Source organism: Natronorubrum aibiense (genome assembly GCF_009392895.1).
In the GTDB taxonomy this organism is placed as follows: Archaea; Halobacteriota; Halobacteria; order Halobacteriales; family Natrialbaceae; genus Natronorubrum; species Natronorubrum aibiense.
The window spans coordinates 2,673,410-2,690,650 of record NZ_CP045488.1 but is presented as its reverse complement, the minus strand read 5'-3'; the positions used below and the strand labels follow the sequence as shown (position 1 = coordinate 2,690,650).

Annotated in this window: 20 protein-coding genes; 10 read left to right on the top strand and 10 right to left on the bottom strand. The window is 64.9% G+C overall.

Annotated features, from left to right (window positions below; all coding sequences use genetic code 11):
* Positions 1-78: 78 nt before the first annotated feature.
* The 3 genes from GCU68_RS13290 to GCU68_RS13280 are packed head-to-tail and all read right to left on the bottom strand — an operon-like array spanning position 79 to position 2,214.
* The gene (locus GCU68_RS13290; RefSeq protein ID WP_152942373.1) at positions 79-831 is read right to left on the bottom strand and encodes a DUF2103 domain-containing protein; all 753 of its coding nucleotides are present in this window, start codon (positions 829-831) and stop codon (positions 79-81) included.
* A gap of 60 nt (positions 832-891) precedes the next feature.
* A complete protein-coding gene (surE, locus tag GCU68_RS13285; protein ID WP_152942371.1) occupies positions 892-1,722 on the bottom strand; it encodes a 5'/3'-nucleotidase SurE in 831 nt (276 codons plus the stop codon).
* A 36-nt stretch (positions 1,723-1,758) separates the two neighbouring features.
* Positions 1,759-2,214, bottom strand: a complete 456-nt coding sequence (locus GCU68_RS13280) for a zinc ribbon domain-containing protein (RefSeq protein WP_152942369.1) — start codon at positions 2,212-2,214, stop codon at positions 1,759-1,761.
* 117 nt (positions 2,215-2,331) lie between these two features.
* Here GCU68_RS13280 and GCU68_RS13275 point away from each other — a divergent pair, with 117 nt between their 5' ends.
* Positions 2,332-2,853: a hypothetical protein gene (locus GCU68_RS13275; protein ID WP_152942368.1), complete on the top strand. Its 522-nt coding sequence runs from the start codon at positions 2,332-2,334 to the stop codon at positions 2,851-2,853.
* Between the two features lie 33 nt (positions 2,854-2,886).
* Here the strand turns inward: GCU68_RS13275 and GCU68_RS13270 are convergent, their stop codons facing one another.
* The 3 genes from GCU68_RS13270 to pth2 form a co-directional block, all read right to left on the bottom strand.
* Complete coding sequence (locus tag GCU68_RS13270) at positions 2,887-3,198, bottom strand: hypothetical protein (RefSeq protein ID WP_152942366.1); 312 nt, start codon at positions 3,196-3,198, stop codon at positions 2,887-2,889.
* Between the two features lie 36 nt (positions 3,199-3,234).
* Entirely contained in the window at positions 3,235-4,584 is a 1,350-nt protein-coding gene (gene truD, locus GCU68_RS13265) for a tRNA pseudouridine(13) synthase TruD (protein ID WP_152942364.1), read from the bottom strand.
* Between the two features lie 79 nt (positions 4,585-4,663).
* A complete protein-coding gene (pth2, locus tag GCU68_RS13260) occupies positions 4,664-5,002 on the bottom strand; it encodes a peptidyl-tRNA hydrolase Pth2 (RefSeq protein WP_006064430.1) in 339 nt (112 codons plus the stop codon).
* A gap of 83 nt (positions 5,003-5,085) precedes the next feature.
* Here pth2 and GCU68_RS13255 point away from each other — a divergent pair, with 83 nt between their 5' ends.
* From GCU68_RS13255 to GCU68_RS13235, 5 genes are all read left to right on the top strand, one after another.
* Positions 5,086-5,685 carry a DsbA family protein gene (locus GCU68_RS13255; protein ID WP_152942362.1) on the top strand — a complete coding sequence of 200 codons (600 nt, stop codon included), beginning with the start codon at positions 5,086-5,088 and terminating at the stop codon, positions 5,683-5,685.
* A gap of 52 nt (positions 5,686-5,737) precedes the next feature.
* The gene (dcd, locus tag GCU68_RS13250; RefSeq protein ID WP_152942360.1) at positions 5,738-6,340 is read left to right on the top strand and encodes a dCTP deaminase; all 603 of its coding nucleotides are present in this window, start codon (positions 5,738-5,740) and stop codon (positions 6,338-6,340) included.
* Between the two features lie 55 nt (positions 6,341-6,395).
* On the top strand, positions 6,396-7,265 hold the full coding sequence (locus GCU68_RS13245) for a CPBP family intramembrane glutamic endopeptidase (RefSeq protein WP_152942358.1): 870 nt from the start codon (positions 6,396-6,398) through the stop codon (positions 7,263-7,265).
* A 111-nt stretch (positions 7,266-7,376) separates the two neighbouring features.
* Positions 7,377-8,276: a thiamine-phosphate synthase family protein gene (locus tag GCU68_RS13240; protein ID WP_152942356.1), complete on the top strand. Its 900-nt coding sequence runs from the start codon at positions 7,377-7,379 to the stop codon at positions 8,274-8,276.
* A 1-nt stretch (position 8,277) separates the two neighbouring features.
* Entirely contained in the window at positions 8,278-8,991 is a 714-nt protein-coding gene (locus GCU68_RS13235; protein WP_152942354.1) for a class I SAM-dependent methyltransferase, read from the top strand.
* A gap of 32 nt (positions 8,992-9,023) precedes the next feature.
* Here the strand turns inward: GCU68_RS13235 and GCU68_RS13230 are convergent, their stop codons facing one another.
* Both GCU68_RS13230 and GCU68_RS13225 read right to left on the bottom strand, forming a co-directional pair.
* Positions 9,024-9,446: an acyl-CoA thioesterase gene (locus GCU68_RS13230; protein WP_152942352.1), complete on the bottom strand. Its 423-nt coding sequence runs from the start codon at positions 9,444-9,446 to the stop codon at positions 9,024-9,026.
* A gap of 61 nt (positions 9,447-9,507) precedes the next feature.
* Complete coding sequence (locus GCU68_RS13225) at positions 9,508-10,320, bottom strand: DUF7001 family protein (protein ID WP_152942351.1); 813 nt, start codon at positions 10,318-10,320, stop codon at positions 9,508-9,510.
* A gap of 161 nt (positions 10,321-10,481) precedes the next feature.
* Here GCU68_RS13225 and GCU68_RS13220 point away from each other — a divergent pair, with 161 nt between their 5' ends.
* Complete coding sequence (locus GCU68_RS13220) at positions 10,482-10,772, top strand: hypothetical protein (protein WP_152942349.1); 291 nt, start codon at positions 10,482-10,484, stop codon at positions 10,770-10,772.
* 45 nt (positions 10,773-10,817) lie between these two features.
* On the opposite strand, the gene GCU68_RS13215 is transcribed toward GCU68_RS13220, so the two are convergent.
* Complete coding sequence (locus GCU68_RS13215; RefSeq protein ID WP_152942347.1) at positions 10,818-11,750, bottom strand: sulfide-dependent adenosine diphosphate thiazole synthase; 933 nt, start codon at positions 11,748-11,750, stop codon at positions 10,818-10,820.
* 197 nt (positions 11,751-11,947) lie between these two features.
* Between GCU68_RS13215 and GCU68_RS13210 the strand changes: the two genes are divergently transcribed.
* Positions 11,948-12,337, top strand: coding sequence for an FxLYD domain-containing protein (locus tag GCU68_RS13210; RefSeq protein WP_152942345.1), 390 nt, complete (start codon positions 11,948-11,950; stop codon positions 12,335-12,337).
* Between the two features lie 33 nt (positions 12,338-12,370).
* A complete protein-coding gene (locus GCU68_RS13205) occupies positions 12,371-13,939 on the top strand; it encodes a flippase (RefSeq protein ID WP_152942342.1) in 1,569 nt (522 codons plus the stop codon).
* A 144-nt stretch (positions 13,940-14,083) separates the two neighbouring features.
* Here GCU68_RS13205 and GCU68_RS13200 read toward each other — a convergent pair whose 3' ends face one another.
* Positions 14,084-14,350: a YgaP-like transmembrane domain gene (locus tag GCU68_RS13200; RefSeq protein WP_152942340.1), complete on the bottom strand. Its 267-nt coding sequence runs from the start codon at positions 14,348-14,350 to the stop codon at positions 14,084-14,086.
* Positions 14,351-14,665: 315 nt separating this feature from the next.
* On the opposite strand from GCU68_RS13200, the gene GCU68_RS13195 reads away from it, so the two are divergent.
* The gene (locus GCU68_RS13195) at positions 14,666-17,155 is read left to right on the top strand and encodes a DNA topoisomerase I (protein ID WP_152942338.1); all 2,490 of its coding nucleotides are present in this window, start codon (positions 14,666-14,668) and stop codon (positions 17,153-17,155) included.
* Positions 17,156-17,241 lie beyond the last annotated feature (86 nt).

Here is a 17,241-nt window from a genome sequence, read left to right as displayed (position 1 = left end):
AACCACACGAGAATGTTACAAAGAACTTCGCCACGGTCCCTTCGCGCCCTGTAATCAGCACGCAGCCACGAACGTCAGCTACTGAAACTCGGCGTCGGTCAGGACCTCGTTCAGATCGTCCCGAATCATCTCGCCCATCTCCCGGTCGCGGGCGGTCGTCACGACGCGGTTTTCCTGCACGCTCGAGCCGTCTCGCAGGAGCATGCGAACGTTTCCGCCGTCGTCGGCGCGAGTCACCTTCGCGCGAAGGCCGGACTGTGAGCCCTTTCCGCCGGCGTCGATCGGCCCCGGAATGACTTTCTTGACGTGAGGATGGTCGGCGACGGTGTGGATCGCCTGCATCCCCGTGCGACCGCCGATGAGGGTGGTGTGGCTGCCACCGATCTTCTCGGCCGGCGGCGTCTCGACGACGTCGAGCGCGCGATTTCCGCGGCGCTCGAGCACTGCGTCGACGGGCTCGGCGTCGTCGACGCGGTAGCAGGGGTAGTGGATGTCCTCGCGAACGGCCCGAATCACGTCCCGTTCACCGCCCGCGTACACCTCTTCGGGTCGTTTGCGTCGAATCTCGTCGCCGATCAGCCCCGCGAAGTTTCGCAGTTCGACGACCTCGTTTTCGCCGTCTTCGGGCGTCGTCGTGATCGTCGTCTCCCCCAGTACTGGGTCGTCGCGGTCTGCTGTCGCGGGATCGTCACTGTCTTCGCCTGCGAGCATCGTCAGCGTCGCTCGCTCGCGACCCGCCTCGAGGACGATCGCCTCGGTGTTTTGCTCCCGACAGACCAGACAGAAGTCTCCGGGTTTCTCGAGCGGCGAGGCGCAGTGGCGACACTCCATACCGCCAGTTCGGGTGGGGCGTGTAAAATTGACGTGTTTTCGATCGTCTCGAGACGGGCGTTAGAGCACGCGCTCGAGAATGGTGCGAACCGCGTCGGTATCGACGACGTCGTGGGGGACGCGCATCGGCGAGACCGAGACCTGTCCCTCGAGCAGCGCGTGACGGTCGGTGTCCTCGGGATCGGGGATGTCGCGGTTGGCCATCTGCTGCCAGAGGCGGTTGGTCAACTGGAAGCCGCCGTCTTCGAAGGTGGCGTCCATTTCATAGATTTCGGTCGGCCGCGTCAACGCGAAGCCGTTGCCCTCCTGATCCGGCCGCGGGACGTTGACGTTCAGGTAGTCGACGCGATCGAACAGGCCCGTGTCGTGCGTCTCGCCCGCCAGCGTAGCGGCGATCTCGGCGGCCCGCTCGAAGTCCGCAGGCTCGAGGTCGCCGTCCATGCCGAGTGTGTCCATCGAGACGGCGATCGAGGGCGTGCCGAGAAATGCGGCCTCCATGGCGGCGCTGACAGTCCCCGACCGCGAGAAGACGTAGGCCCCGAGGTTCGCCCCGGCGTTACAGCCCGAGACGACGAGATCGGGAGGAGACTCGAGGGCGTTGACGCCGACGATCGCACAGTCACAGGGGGTGCCGTTGACGGCGTAGCCGAGTTCGTGGTCGGTGTGGGGAACGGGCGACGTAAAGGAACTCTCCTCGAGATCGAGCGTGAAATCTTCGCTGTCGGTGCTCGTGCGGCCGTACGACAGCGACCGACCGACCGCGCTCTGGTTGCGATCCGGGGCGATGACGGTGACCGATCCGACCGCCGTGAGCGCGTCGTAGAGCGCGCGAAGACCCGGCGCGTCGATCCCGTCGTCGTTCGTCAGGAGAATGTCCGGCTGCTCGTCCATACGGTCCGTGTTAGGGCTGGGGCTGGATACGAGTATCTATTCGTTCTCAGAACGTTCCGGCGTGGATACATCCGAGAGTTTCACGCCACAGACACGGCAGTACTGCGACCCCTCGGAGACGACTGCCTCACAGGCCGGACAGAGCACGCCACCGTCGGCTGTTGGGCCGTCCCGCGGGCGGTCCTCGAGTGACGCCCCACAGTCGGGACAGTACGTGGCGTCCGCGGAGACGGCCGCGCCACAGTCGGGACAGCCGGCGGTGTCCTCCCAGAGCACTCGCCGCCGGGAGTTCGAGACGTAGTTGTACGCGCCCCAGACGACGTTGCCGAGACCCATCGTCCACCAGAACGTCAGCAGCGCCACGACGACGTGTGAGGCGAGCGATCCGAACTCTCGATTGACCATCACGACGCGGTCGCGATCCTCGTCTTCGATCCGCCAGCCCTGGGCGACGAGGTCGTCGATCTCGCGCTGTAGTCGTTTGCTTCGCATGGGCGATACTAGGCCTCGAGTGGACAAAAACCGAGGGGCGAAACCGCGCCGATCGACGCTGTATCCGACACCGGTTGACACAGCAGTTTAATTCGTCTCGGTGAGATATCAGTAACAATGATAGAACTCGTACAGTCCGCTCTGTTTACAGCACTGCTCGCACAGGCTGATCCGGGTGTCAACATCGATATTGGAACGGCAGACAACCTCGCCGGCGGTGCCGTCGGTGCGTTCCTGACGACGTTGATCGTCGGCGCGATCATGGTTGCCGTCGCCCCCGCGTATACTGAACGGATGATGGCCGACGTGCTCGAGGAACCAGTCGGATCGTTCATTTACGGGGTCCTCTCGCTGGTGGCCGTCCTGGTTCTGGCGTTCGTCTTCGTCATCACCATCGTCGGGATCCTCGTGGCCATCCCGCTGGTGCTCGTCGCGTACCTGCTGTGGGCGATCGGGTCGGTGATCGCTTTCCTCGCCATCGCCGAGCGACTCATCGGGCGCGGGGACGGCTGGCTGAAACCGCTGCTCATCGCCGCCGGACTCAACGGCGTCCTCACGCTGACCGGGGTCGGCGGCCTCATCGCGTTCTGTATCGGCGCCGCCGGCTTCGGGGCCGTCCTGAAAAGTATCCTGCGCTGATTCCCTCACCGGCTTTCGATTCGGGCCGACGGCTCACCCTCGAGTCCACCACGGAAGCGCTCGCCAGATCCGAGTCAGCAGTGACGGGTCTTCGAGCCGAATCCGTAACGTGGTCCCCTCCGCCTCGAACGTCACGTCGGTCGCGGGAATCCGCTCGCCGTCGGGTAACCGAACGGACTGCTCGGCAGCCGGGACCGTGCCGCCGCTGGTGGCCCCGAACAGCGTCCGCGGGCGGCCCGTCGGTTCCGAGACGGGCGCGCTGTACTCGAGTTCGTACACCGTCGTCCCGTCGACCGTCGTTTTCCGCCAGTCGACGAGTTCGGTTTCCTGATCCGTTCCAATCATGATCCAGTGTGCATCCCTCCGTTCCGTCTCGAGCGATCAGCCCAGATCGACCGGATCGACCTTCAGGTACTCTCGCAGGACGACCGTCGCGTACGAGCCTTTCGGCAGCGAAAACTCGAGCGTCAGCGGATCGGTCTCGTACTCGAGGGGTGTCCGGACGAGGATCACTCGACGGGTACCACTCGAGTAGAACTCGCCGGGCAGATCGAAGTCCGCGGGCTCGAGGCCGAGCTCGTCGAGGACGGCGCGTTCGATTTCGCCCTGTTCACCGTCGGCGAGCTCGGTGTCGGTGCCCACGAGCGGCGCGGTGACGAACGCGCGGCCGCGCTCGCAGTGGCGCGTGACGGATCGCACACGGCGTTCGTCGACGCGCTGGAGGCGGTCCGTGTCGGGCAACTCGAGGCCCGCGGGCGCGTCGGTGTCGGCGAAACAGGCGACGTCGCCCTCGACGGGCCGGTCGAACGGCAGGCCGCGCTCGAGGCGCTCGCTGAGCATCAGATTGAACGCGTACGACTGAGCCGCATGGACGAACAGCCGCTGGAGATTCGAGGGGACACGCTCGAGGGCGGCGCGGAAGTCATCGGGGCCCGGCTCGCCGTCGCACTCGGCGATCCCGTGGAGCATCGAGCGCTCGTATCGCAGCCGGTTAGGAAAGCGCTCGAGGGCTTCCTGCCAGTCGCGGGTTTCTTGCACGAACGCGCGGGCGTCTTGGGTTCCCGCTGGTTCTGCGTCCGTGGGATTGCCGAGATACGCCATCACCGCGCCCTCCCAGTCGCCGCGGGCGATCTCGAGGCCCACTTTGTGCGTGACCGGCCGGCGGCTGCCGAAGCGCTGCTGTCCAAAGAAGTTGGGGACGCCGATGACGGTCCCGTCTTCGGCTTCGTTCTCGAGGCCGCCGAAGGCGTGGAGTTCGTCCGTGATTACGGCCGCGTTTTCGGGCTGGTCGGGATCGCTGACGACCAGTTCGAACGCGTTCCCTGCGAGATCGCCGAACTCGAGCGAGCGACCGGCCCGGCCGAGTACCTCGATCTCGGCTCCGTCGACGTCCGGCAGTTCGTCCGGATCGGCGCCGTAGACCGAAAACAGCTGCGTCGTTACCGCGTACTTGTCCTTCGTGCCGGCCCAGTTGACTCGCTCTCGAGAGATCCCGAGCGCGTCCGACAGCCGGGAAGCGAAGTCGTTGGTGTCCCACCCCGACAGCGTCGCTCGGAAGACGAGATGTGGGTAGGCGTCGAGGCTTGCGTCGACCGGCTCGGTGGAAAAGCGCTCGAGTTCGCGCACGCGGAAGTGCTCGTCGTCCTCGCGCAGGTGGCCACCGACGCCGTCGGTGTCGCTGACGTAGTACTCCATACCGACGGCCTGCTCTGTGGGATGTGCCGGGCGCATATGCTTGGCGACGCTTTGGCCGCCGGGGATAAATCGGTTCGTTCTCGAGGCGCGCTCGACTGCTGTGTCAGCCGCTCTCTCAGAACAGCGAGAGGTCGCCGGTGACGCTGTCGACGCGATCGTCGGCCGCCGGGCCGACGGCCAGCGTGGTGACGGTACCGGGCTCGAGTTGGGTGTGGCCGGCGTCTCTGACAATGGCGTGGGGAATCCCGTTGCTGTCGGCGATCGCCGCGAGTTCGTGCAGTTGGCGCTCACTCTCGCCTTTCAGCACGACCTTCTTCTGCCCGCCGCTTTTCCACTGGCTCTGGAGTTGGCTATCTGCCTTCTCGTAGGCCGACAGCGACGCGTGGGCGACCTGTGCGGCGAGTTTTCCCTGTCCCATGCCGATGTCGGTGCGAGCGACGATGGCCTGTTTCATACGCCGACACTCGAGGGCGACCGGTAAAGCGTCGGCGATCGGATGGCGGTACGTATTTCTACGCCGAATCGATAGGTACCGGCATGAAACTCACGCGACGGACGGTTCTCGGGACGGCCGCGGCGGTCGGCATCGGAACCGGAGTTGCGGGCTGTCTCGGCAGCGAGGACCCACCGGAGCCGCCCGTGCTGGGCGATCCGGACGCCGACGTGACGGTGACCGTCTTCGAGGACTTCTCCTGTCCGAGCTGTCGCCAGTACAAACAGCAACTCTTCCCGGATATCGAAGCGACCTACATCGAGCCGGAACGGATCAGATACGAACAGCGCAATTATCCGATCCCGGTCGATGAAACCTGGTCGTGGGCGATCGCCTGTGCGGCACGCGAACTCTACGAGACCGAGGGCAACGAGGCGTTCTGGCCTTTCGCGACCGACATCTACGACCACCTGGGCTCGTACTCCTACGAGACGATCGAGACGGTTGCCGACGATCTCGGATTCGACGGGGCCGCGGCCCGCGAGGCAGCCGAAGAGGAGAGCCACCGATCGGTAATCGAAGACGACAAGTCCTACGGCGACTCGAGCGGCGTCGAGGGGACACCGGCCATCTTCGTCGACGGCGAGCAGGTCAATCTCGCGGAGACGCGGCCATCGACCGCCATCGACGCGGCGCTCGAATAATTACGTAAGCTGGATCGAACGGTTTACACGCCCACCGTTCGACTCGTCGGATATGATCCTCTCCGATGCAGACATTCTGCGCCGGCTCGAGGAGGGCGACCTCGTCGTCGACCCTCTCGACGATCCCGAACTCCAGATCCAGCCCGCGAGCGTCGACCTCCGGCTCGGTCGAGAGTTCCTCGAGTTCCAGCGGACGAACATCCCCTGTATCCACCCCACCTCCGAACGCGAGGTCGACGAGTACGTCACCGAGACGGTCGTCGAAGACGATGACGACTTCATTCTCCACCCCGGTGATTTCGTGCTGGGGACGACCCACGAACGCGTCGAGATCCCGGCGGATCTGATCGCCCACGTCGAAGGGCGCTCATCGCTGGGTCGACTCGCTGTCGTCGTCCACGCCACCGCCGGCCTCTGTGACCCCGGTTATCGCGGCCAGATCACGCTCGAGCTCTCGAATCTCGGCAGCGCCCCCGTCGCGCTCACGCCCGGCATGCGCATCTCCCAGCTGACGTTTACGGAGCTGAAGACCGAAGCCGAACGCCCGTACGGCAGCGACCGCGGCTCGAAGTATCAGGATCAGGCTGGCCCGCAGGCCTCGCGAATCCAGAGTGACGACGAGTTCGGCGGCGATCAACTCGAGCGAAACGGGTAAGCGCCGACCACTGTCAGCGCGAACGAATTAGTAGCTCTGCTGACGTACAGCCGGTATGGGTACTTCGAATCAGCAACTCGAACAGCCTCGAGGGCGGCACGACTCAGTGTCAGTTCGTGCGCTTGGGGCGTTTTTCCTTCTGACGTTTGCGTTCTCGTGGCTGCTGTGGCTCCCGAAGGTCGCGATCGCATCCGACATCGCTCTCGGCGGCGGAACGATGGAGACCGTGCTCCGTTCCGTGAGCGCGCTCCCGGAGGTGGGGGCGTTCGGGCCGTCAGTCGCAGCGTTCGTGCTCGTCTACGCCACTCACGGTCGCGCTGGCGTCAGCCGACTGGTGGGACGGGCACTCGATCGATCGTTCGATCGACGGTGGCTCGTCCCGATTTTCCTCCTCTTTCCGCTGCTTGCAGCCGTCGCGCTCGGCGTCGCCGTCGTGACCGGGTTCGAGCCGTCACTTCCCTGGGCCGGACAGCCGGTCGCGCTGCCGATTGCGTTCGTCTGGATTCTGCTGTTCGGCGGTCCGCTCCAGGAGGAGTTCGGCTGGCGTGGATACGCCCTCGAGCCGCTGCAGGCGCGGTTGGGCTCATTCGGAGCGAGCCTCGGACTCGGCATCGTCTGGGGAATCTGGCACCTGCCGTGGTTCTACATGCCCTCAATGACGATGTACTACAATCGCCCGATTTGGGGGTTTCTTGTCACGATCACGCTGTTGTCGGTCGTGATGTCGTGGCTCTTCGACAACACCGGCGGGAGTCTCCTCGGGATGATCCTGGTTCACACGACGTTCAACTGGTCTCAGTGGGCGTTTCCGGCAATCGACTCGGATACCGGTGGCCTCGTCGTGATTGGACTCATGGCCGCGCTGGTGCTCGCGATCGTCGCCCGCCACGGAACCCAGACGTTCGCGTCACAGCCCCGCAACTGACGCCGGGACGCGTTTCGTGCGTGTCGAGCGGTTCCGAACGGCACACGGCAGCCGCTGATCGTCCACGAGGGCCACAGTTATCCCGAGGGCGACCATACCGACACCAAACAGATGCAATTCGTCGAAGAAATCGTCGTCGACGAGTTCCTGCCGACGGTTCGGTCGCTGCTGGCAGGAGCCCTCCGCGAGCGCGGCCTGACTCAGAGTGAGGTCGCCGGCGTCCTCGGAATCAGCCAGAGCGCCGTCTCGAAGTACGCCCACGGCGACGTCACCACGAACGATCGCATCGCCGACGACGACCGCGTCGACGCGCTCGTCACCGAACTCGCCGACGGACTCGTGGACGGCGACATCACCCCGGTGCAGGCGCTGATCGAGATCGAAGTCCTGATTCGAGACCTCGAGGCCGGCGGTGACCTGCTGGCACAACTGCACGAAGACGCCGTTCCGGAACTCGCCGAGTACGGCTCGAGTTTTCGCGTCCACGACCCCGAAAGCGATCTGCGAACCAGCGAGCGCGTGCTCTCGTCGCTTCGAGGCGGGCTGCGTACCCTCGAGAACGCGAACGGCTTTACGCGGCTGATTCCCGCGGTCGGCTCGAATCTGGTCGCCTGTACGCCCGATGCCGACGACGTCGACGACGTCGCCGGTGTGCCGGGCCGAATCTTCGACGTGAAAGGCCAGACGACGGTGCCGGCCAGCCCCGAGTTCGGTGTCTCCGAACACGTCGCGACGGTGTTACTCGCCGCCCGCCGCCACGGCGCGGACGCGTCGGCAGCGATCAACATCGCGTACGCTCCCGAACTGCTCGACCGACTCGCCGAAGGCGGCCACGTCACCGCCGAGTTCGACGAGGGCGGCGACGTCGCCTCGAGCGTCGGTGCGGCGATCGAAGACGAACCGGACGCGACCGTGCTCTACCAGACCGGCGGGATGGGGATCGAGCCCCTGATCTACGTGCTCGGGCCGGATGCAGAGTCGGTCGCGGAGACGATTCGCGCGCTGATCTGAGATGGGATCGCTTCGCTCGACACTCGAGGCGCGCATGCAACCCGAAGATGCACAGGCGTTTTACGGCCGCTGGGCGCGTCTCTACGACGTCATCGCGCGTCGAACGCCCGGCATTCCGGCGCTGCGGCGGCGAGCGGCCGCTGCCTGCCGGCTCGAGCCCGGCGACACCGTCGTCGAGATGGGGTGTGGAACGGGCGCGAATCTCCCAGTGTTGCGCGAACAGGTCGGCCCCGAGGGGACCGTCATCGGGATCGATTTCACGGGACCAGTGCTCGAGCGAGCGCGCGAGTTGACGAGCGAGTACGACAACGTCCACGTCGTCCGGGGTGACGCCACGCGACCGCCACTGGACGGGATCGACGACGAGACGACCGTCGACGCCGTTCTCGCGACGTTCGTCGTCGGGATGCTCGCCGATCCCGCGGGGGCGGTCGACGACTGGTGTGATCTCGTCGGCCCCGGCGGGCACGTCGTGCTTGCCAACGCCGCCCGCAGCGAAGAATGGTACGCGCCGCCGGTCAACGCCGTCTTCCGAGCGATCGTCGTCCTTTCGACGCCACCGACGACGAAGCTCCGATACGAGAACGACCCGCATGTGCGACTCGACGAGAAGATCGACGCTGCTCATACTCGTCTCCGCGAGCGATCTGTGGCCGTTGCCGATGAAACACACGTCTTCGGCGTCGTGCGGCTGACGGGTGGGCAACTCGAGTAGCCGGAGCGGTCTCACTCGGTTCTGCTGTCGGCTCAGGAGGGTGTCGACGCCTGCTCCTCGAGCCCCTCGTACTCACAGACCGGCGCTCGAACCTCGGGCGGAAGCGGCGACGGCCGTTTGGTTTCGGAATCGATGTGCACCATCGTCGTCTCGGCCGTCGCCGCAACGTCGCCGTCGACGCGGATCTCGTACTCCATCGTGCAACTCGAGTCACCGAGACGGGATACCCAGAGTGCGACCGTGGGCTCGTCACCGGCGACGATCGGCCGTTCGTACTCGATCTCGAGGCTTGCGACGACGAACGAGAGGTCATCGTCTGGTATGCCGACGCCGTCCTCGAGGTAGTCGACGCGGGCGGTCTCGAGGTAGCTCGCGTAGACGGCGTGATTAACGTGATTCAGGGGATCGAGGTCGCGAAATCGGACGGGAACGTCGACGGTAAACGGTTCACTCATTGTACGTTGTCGAACTCGAGTCGGCCAAAAGAGGGCACCGGTTCCGTCCGACGAACTGTCGTCACGAGTCGCCGTACAGGCTCGCGTGGGCCGCACAGAACGGTGGGTCGCGCAACTGGGCCTCGATCAGGTCCTCGTGGAAGTGGGCGTTAAAGAGGCGACACCCCGCTCGGTCGCAAAACGCCTCGCCCGTCTCGAGGAAGTGGACGGCCTGCAACGCGTAGCCCTTCAGCGCGTCCGTCGATCGGGGGTCGTCTTCGACCAGAAAGTCGCCCTCGACCTGATTCTCGAGCACTTCCCGCGGTGGCGTATCGCCCGACAGCAGGGCGTGGCGCTGCTTTTCCTTGTAGTATTCTTCCGGCTTCGCGGGTGCCTCGTAGAGCCCGGGAACCGAGATCAACGCCGGCTGGCCGAGGACGTTGACGCGCTTGTGCCAGCGGCCGTCGTGCTCGCCCCACGTCCCGATAGCTCGGTTCAGAATCGCGACGTGGAGCGTCTCGAGGTCCCGCTCGTCGGCCGGGAGCGCGCTGTTGAGCGCCCGCTGGACCTGCGCGCCGTCGTAGAGGACGCCGCCCTCGCGCTCGGGGTGCTCGAGGGCCCGTTCCTCGTAGCGGATCGTTCCGAGCATCGTGTTGCCGGTCTCGCGGTCATAGGGGGAGGGAACTCGCGCCTCGGCGAACCGCTCGGCGAGGTCGTCTGTTCGGTGGACGTCCAGAAAGCGGTCGCGAACCGAGACCGATGCGTCGATGCGACTCTCGAGCCAGTCACCGATCGCGTCGACGTCGACGACTCCGTCGTCAGCTCGAGGCGTCGAAGACGCCTCGCTGTCGGCGACGGTCGAGGGGACGCGATAGCAGACGACAGTATCGACCATATATTATCTAGTTGTACCATTAGGTGAAACAGTTGCGGTCGACGGCGAACGTGTGGACTCGGGTGAGCGGGCTCGACGGAACGATTGCTCCGGCGCTGGAGGATACCGAGCCGGGAGTGGTGGCAGAATTTTTATCTCTTCGTAACGAAAACCAATTCACAGTGACTGGTTCTTCCTTCGCTGTTGGCCTTCATACCGCGTCGGTACTCGACGCACCGATCTCGCTCGGCCGACTCGTCTTCCTCGTCGCGTTCGGCGTGCTGGTCGTCGCGACGATCGTCATCCGGTTCGAACACGCTCGCGCGGTCTACGGCAGCGACGACGCGACGCGGGAACCGAAAACCAACTGCCCGTCGTGCGGGGCGCGGATCCTCGCCGAGAGCGACGTCTGCGAGTACTGTGAGGAGTCCCTGACCGACAACGAATCCGGCTACGGCTGGATCGACGACTGATCGGACATCGGGACGGGCGAAAAACGCGCTGTTCGCGGAGTGCGCTTAGTCGTCGGCCGGCGTCGCCGCGCGCGAGGTGATGTCGACCGGTTCGGCGTCGACCTCGAGTTCGTCGAGCGCGACCTGGGCGGCGCGCTTGCCGGAGACGAGCATGGCGCCGAAGGTCGGCCCCATGCGCGGGAGGCCGTAGGTGGTCGCGGTGGCCATCCCCGTCGCGATCAGGCCGTCGTGGACGAGGCCGGTGTGTTCGACGACGGCGTCCTCGCTCTTGCCGACCCACATCGAGTCGTGGCCGGGGGAGTCGTGGCCGGGTGCGCCGTAGGTATCGTCTTCGGTCTGATCCATCACCTGACCGCGCTCGCGGGCGTCCTGGATGCCGGGCGCGTCGAGGACGCCGCGTTCGTCGAGTTTCGTGACCGCCATCGCGTCGTGGCCCGTCGCGTCGATCACCAGATCCGCCTCGACGGCGATCGGGTCGACGCAGGTAATCTCGCGGGGCAGCGCGTGGACCGGCGTCCAGTTCATCACGATCCCCGAGATCGTGTGGTCCTCGCGGATGACGATGTCCGTGAACTCGGTCATGTTCTGCATCTTCGCGCCGGCGTCGCAAGCGGCCTTGATGAGCCCGGAACAGGCCTCGGGGCCGTTGGCGACGTACAGTCCCTCGCTGTCTTGGGCCTGCTTGTAATCCACGTCGAGGTCCTCGAGGATCCCCTGGGCGGGGTCGCGTACCGTCACCTTGTTCATCAGAAAGCCGCCGAGCCAGAAGCCGCCGCCGAGGTAGTTGTTCTTCTCGACGACCATCGTCTGGACGCCGCGCTCGGCGAGTTCTTTCGCCGCCGTCAGCCCCGACGGGCCGCCACCGACGATGATCACGTCCGAGTCCGAGAAGTCCATGAACTCCTCGATCCACTCCTGTCCGATTGCGCGCGTTACATCCGCTTCTCCGACCTGACTGAACTGTTCGAAGTCGCTCATACAACTAGGTGGTATTACTACATGGTAAAAAAGCTATCGTGGCGAGCGACGGGTCACGGATAACTGGCGCTCGAACGGGATCGGGCAACTGGCCGACTCGAGGCCGGGTCCGGACGGATACCCGCCGACTGTCCACGACTGCGACCGTGCGTCGACGACCCGAACGCTGAAGCCTCGGCCTCGTCTACAGTAGCCAGATGCACCGTCGTGCGTTTCTCGCGTGTGCCGCCCTCGTCCCGATCACGGGCTGTCTCGACTTCCTCGAGGAGGGCGGCGAGGAGATCACCGAGCCGGGCGACGTCGAAATCGTCTGGGACGACCTCACGCGGGAAAATCCCGGGACCGAAGACGAACGCGTCGTCGTCTGGGGTGTCGTCAGGAACGTCGGCGACCGCACCCTGTCGTACATCGAGATCCGTGCGACGTTTTTCGACGCCGAGGGTGAAGAACTCGAGACCGTCATCGAGAACGTCGACGTCGACGACGAGTCGCGCGAGGAGTGGCCGTTCGACGTCGAGTTCCCTCGGTTCGGTGAGGACGCCACCGCTGTCGCGTCGTACGACCTCGAGCCGGTTACAGGTGTCTGATGGCGACGAGCGATCCACGAGGAGGTGCACAGGATGACTGATCCGAATTCCACGTCCGCCGACGGCTCCGAGCCTGACGCCAGCCTCGATTCGGCTCCCGATTACGACGAGGGGGTGTCCACGCTCGCAAAACAGGGGAGCATCACGTTCGTCGGGAACGTCGCCAAAGGGGTGTTGGGGTTCGCGATCGTCATGCTGATGACCCGATTCGTCAGTCCGTCGGTGTACGGGCTGTTCGTGCTGGCGACGTCCGTCATCTTGTTCACGCAGGTGTTCGCCAACCTCGGCTTGCCGCTGGCGATCGACTACTTCGTCCCCCAATATCTGGCCGACGGCGAGCGCGGGAAGGCAAAAGGCGTGATCGTACAGGTGACCGCGACCGTGCTGGTCACGTCGTCGCTGGTCGCGTTCGCACTCGCGCTCAGCGCGGCCTCGATTGCTGCGTTCTTTCGGGAGCCGTCGATGCAGGTCGCGCTGTTACTGCTTTCAGTGACGATCCCGATGCTCGCGATCTACAAGGTCCTGTTGACCTCCTACTACAGTATCAAGAAGCTCCAGTATCGGGTGCTCATGCGCGACCTGATCCGGCCGATCGTCCGGTTCGTCGTCACCGCGGGACTCCTGCTCGCCGGCTTCGGGTTGCTCGGGCTCATCGGCGGCTACGTCGTCGGGCTGTTCGTCGCGATCACGGTCGGCGCGGCCGTCTTCACGTACAAGGCGTGGGACCTACTGACGACCGAACTCGAGCTCGTTGCACCGGGGCCGCTGGTCACGTACTCGCTCCCGCTGGCGATGACCAGCGTCGTCTTCGTCCTGATGGGGCAGGTCGACTACTTCGTCCTCGGCTACTTCCTTGAGTCCGAAACGATCGGGATCTACCGCGTCGGCTACATGCTCGGCTCGGGGCTGACGATTATCTTCAGCTCCCTCTCACCCGTGTTCAAGCCCCTGATCGCCGAAACCCGCGACGATATTGACCTCGTCGAACAGCGGTTTCGGATCATGGCGCGCTGGATCGCCGCGATCACGCTCCCGATCGCCATCTTCCTCTCGATCGGCTCGAGTTCCTACCTCGCCGTCCTCTATACGCCCCAGTACGCCGAGGCGAACACCGTCGTCGTCGTCCTCGCGGGTGCATTCCTCTTTAACGTCACCTTCGGCGGCCCCAACGGCTCGCTGCTGCAGGGACTTGGCTACTCGCGCGTCGTCTTCGCCAACACACTCGTGCTCTTCGGCGCGAACCTCGTCGTCTCGTTCGCGCTCGTGCCGCTCATCGGGATCGAGGGCGCAGCAGTCGGCTCGGCGACGGCGCTCGTGCTCGTCGGTGCACTGACCCTCCTCGAGATCTACCACCTCGACGGCATCCACCCCTTCACGAGGGAGTTCGCCAAAATCGTCGGCGCGGGCGTCCCGGCGACTATCGTCGGGGTTCCCGTCGTCTTCGTACTCGAGTCCGATCTGCTCACGGCCGGCGTGTTGCCGATCGTCGTCGTCGGGACCTACCTCCTCGCGCTCATCGCGACGGATGCGTTTACCGACGCCGACGCCCAGATGGTCGCGGAGTTCAGCCCGACACTTCGGAAGTGGCTTCCGGTCGATTGAGACGAGCTGCTGGGACGATTTGCCGGTGCAACCGCGACTGTCCTGTGCTCTCCGGAACTGACGGCCAGCGATCCGTCTGAGCGGGTCCTCGAGCGCGGTCGGACCCGCGTCCACGTTTCGTCGGCGACGCGTGCAAAAATCGGGTTAGTTCGCCCGTTTCGAGGGCTGTTCGTCGATCGGCTCGGGATCGGTGACTGCGCTGCCGGACGTATCTACGCCCAGCACGCGGTTGATGACACAGCGTCGAACGACGCCGGTAGTGAACACCACGACTCCGACGAGCGCCAGCAGGAGCGCTGGAAGGGTGCCGAGCGAGATGACGCCAGCGAGCGCCGCGACGCCGACGATAGCCAGCAGCGCACCGCCGACGAGCCGCCACGTGCGGTCGAAACCGCCTACGTTTCGTTCCATATCGAGATCGTACTCCACGTATTGCTACGTACCATCGGTAGGCACGGAACGAAGATAGCGATATTGGTTGTTGGTACCACGAGACAAGCTCTGCCGAGCCATCGGACCGCCGACTCTCGAACATCGGCATTGACGACCCTCGAACACCGATGGCTCTCGTGTGCACGCGACCGCCCGAGGACGCACAGCGCACGCACACCCGCGCTGTCGGCCGGTTTTGGCGAAAGCGTTATCAGAACCTCAGCCGTAGCCGCCGACGATGCAGACTACTCGCCCACAGCCGGGGGGACCGATCACTCGAGGAGGTGACCCGCCGTGGAACTGATCATTACGGAGAAGGACAACGCTGCACGGCGGATCGCCGATATCTTAAGCGGCGGCACGTACGACTCGAGTCGTGAGAACGGCGTCAACGTCTACGAGTGGGGTGGCAAGCGCTGCGTGGGGCTGTCGGGCCACGTCGTCGGCGTCGACTTTCCCTCGGAGTACTCGGACTGGCGAGACGTCGAACCGGCCGAACTCATCGACGCGGACGTCGAGAAGACGGCGACGAAAGAGAACATCGTCGCAACCTTGCGAATTCTCGCGCGAAAGGCCACACAGGTCACGATCGCGACGGACTACGACCGCGAGGGTGAACTCATCGGCAAGGAGGCCTACGAGATCGTCCGCGATGTCAACGCGGACGTCCCGATCCAGCGCGTTCGGTTCTCCTCGATCACGGAAAACGAGGTCAAAAGCGCCTTCGACGAACCCGACGAACTCGACTTCGACCTCGCGGCCGCGGGCGAGGCGCGCCAGATCATCGACCTCATCTGGGGCGCGTCGCTCACTCGATTCCTCTCGCTATCTGCCGGCCAGCTCGGCGACGACTTCATCTCCGTCGGTCGCGTCCAGTCGCCGACGCTCAAGCTGATCGTCGACCGCGAACGCGAGATCGAAGCGTTCGATCCCGAACCCTACTGGGAGCTGTTCGCCGACCTCGAGAAACGCGAGGGAGACACCGACGCCTTCGAAGCTCAGTACTTCTACCGCGACGAGGACGACAACGAAGCAGAACGCGTCTGGGAGGAAGCCGTCGCCGACGAGGTCTACGAGACGCTCTCGAGTCGCGACAGCGCGACGGTCGTCGACGTCAACCGCCGAACTCGAACCGACACGCCGCCGACGCCGTTTAATACGACCCAGTTCATCCGCGCAGCGAGTGCCATCGGCTACACGGCAAAACGGGCGATGTCGATCGCCGAGGATCTCTACACCGCCGGCTACATCACGTATCCGCGGACGGACAACACCGTCTACCCGGACGATCTCGACCCCGAGGATCTGCTCGACGACTTCGTCGGCCACTCGACGCTGGGCGAGTCCGCCGAGTCGCTGCTCGAGGCCGACGAGATCGTCCCCACCGAAGGCGACGAGGAGACGACTGACCACCCGCCGATCCATCCGACCGGCGAGATTCCGACCCGGGGAGACGTCTCAGACGACGAGTGGGAGATCTTCGAACTCGTCGTCCGGCGCTTTTTCGCGACGGTCGCCGACGCGGCCGTCTGGGAACACCTCAAAGTCGTCGCCGAGGTCGCCGACTACCGGCTCAAGGCAAACGGCAAACGGCTCGTCGAGCCGGGGTATCACGACGTTTACCCCTACTTCAGCACGACGGAGAACTTCGTTCCCGACGTCGACGAGGGCGAGGAACTGTCACTGTCGGACGTCGAACTCGAGGAGAAGGAGACTCAGCCGCCCCGAAGATATGGCCAGTCGCGGCTCATCGAGACGATGGAGGATCTGGGGGTTGGGACGAAGTCGACCCGCCACGACATCTTAGAGAAGCTGTACGATCGCGGCTACGTCGAGAGCGATCCGCCGCGGCCGACCCGACTCGCGATGGCTGTCGTCGAGGCCGCCGAAGAGTACGCCGACCGAGTCGTCAGCGAGGGGATGACCGCCCAGCTCGAGGCGGACATGGACGCCATCGCACACGGCGAGGCGACGCTGGACGACGTCACCGACGAGTCCCGCGAGATGTTAGAAGAGATCTTCGCGAACCTCGCGGACTCCCGGGAGGAGATCGGCGACCACCTCCGCAAGTCGCTCAAAGACGACAAGCGACTGGGGCCGTGTCCCGAGTGTGGCGAGGACCTGCTGGTCCGGCGCAGTCGCCACGGCTCGTACTTCATCGGCTGTGACGGCTACCCGGACTGTGAGTATACGCTGCCGCTGCCGTCGACGGGCAAGCCACTGATCATGGAGTCGGAGTGTGAGGAACACGGCTTAAACGAGATCAAGATGCTCGCCGGTCGGCAGACGTTCGTCCACGGCTGTCCACTCTGTAAGGCCGAGGATGCCGGCGAAGGGCCGATTCTGGGTGACTGTCCCGAGTGCGGAGACGAACACGGTGGCGAACTCGCCATCAAGACCCTCCAGAGTGGGTCGCGACTCGTCGGCTGTACACGCTACCCGGACTGTGAGTACTCGCTGCCGCTGCCACGGCGCGGCGACATCGAGGTCACCGACGAGTACTGTGACGACCACGACCTGCCCGAACTCGTCATCCATAGCGGCGACGAACCGTGGGAACTGGGCTGTCCGGTCTGTAACTATCAGGAGTTCCAGGCCCGCGAGTCCGAGAGCGGTTCCGAACTCGAGGCACTCGAGGGGATCGGGGCCAAAACGGTCGAGAAACTCGCCGCAGTCGGCATCGAGAGTGTCGACGACCTGACCGATGCCGACCCCGATGCCGTCGCCGACGACGTCGAGGGCATCAGCGCCGACCGGGTTCGAACCTGGCAGGCGAAGGCCTGATCGAGCGCCGTCAGGGACCCTCCCCGTTTTCTCCGAATACAGCCGTCAAAGCCCTCCCTACGGGCGGTAAGGGCCGCATACAGGAG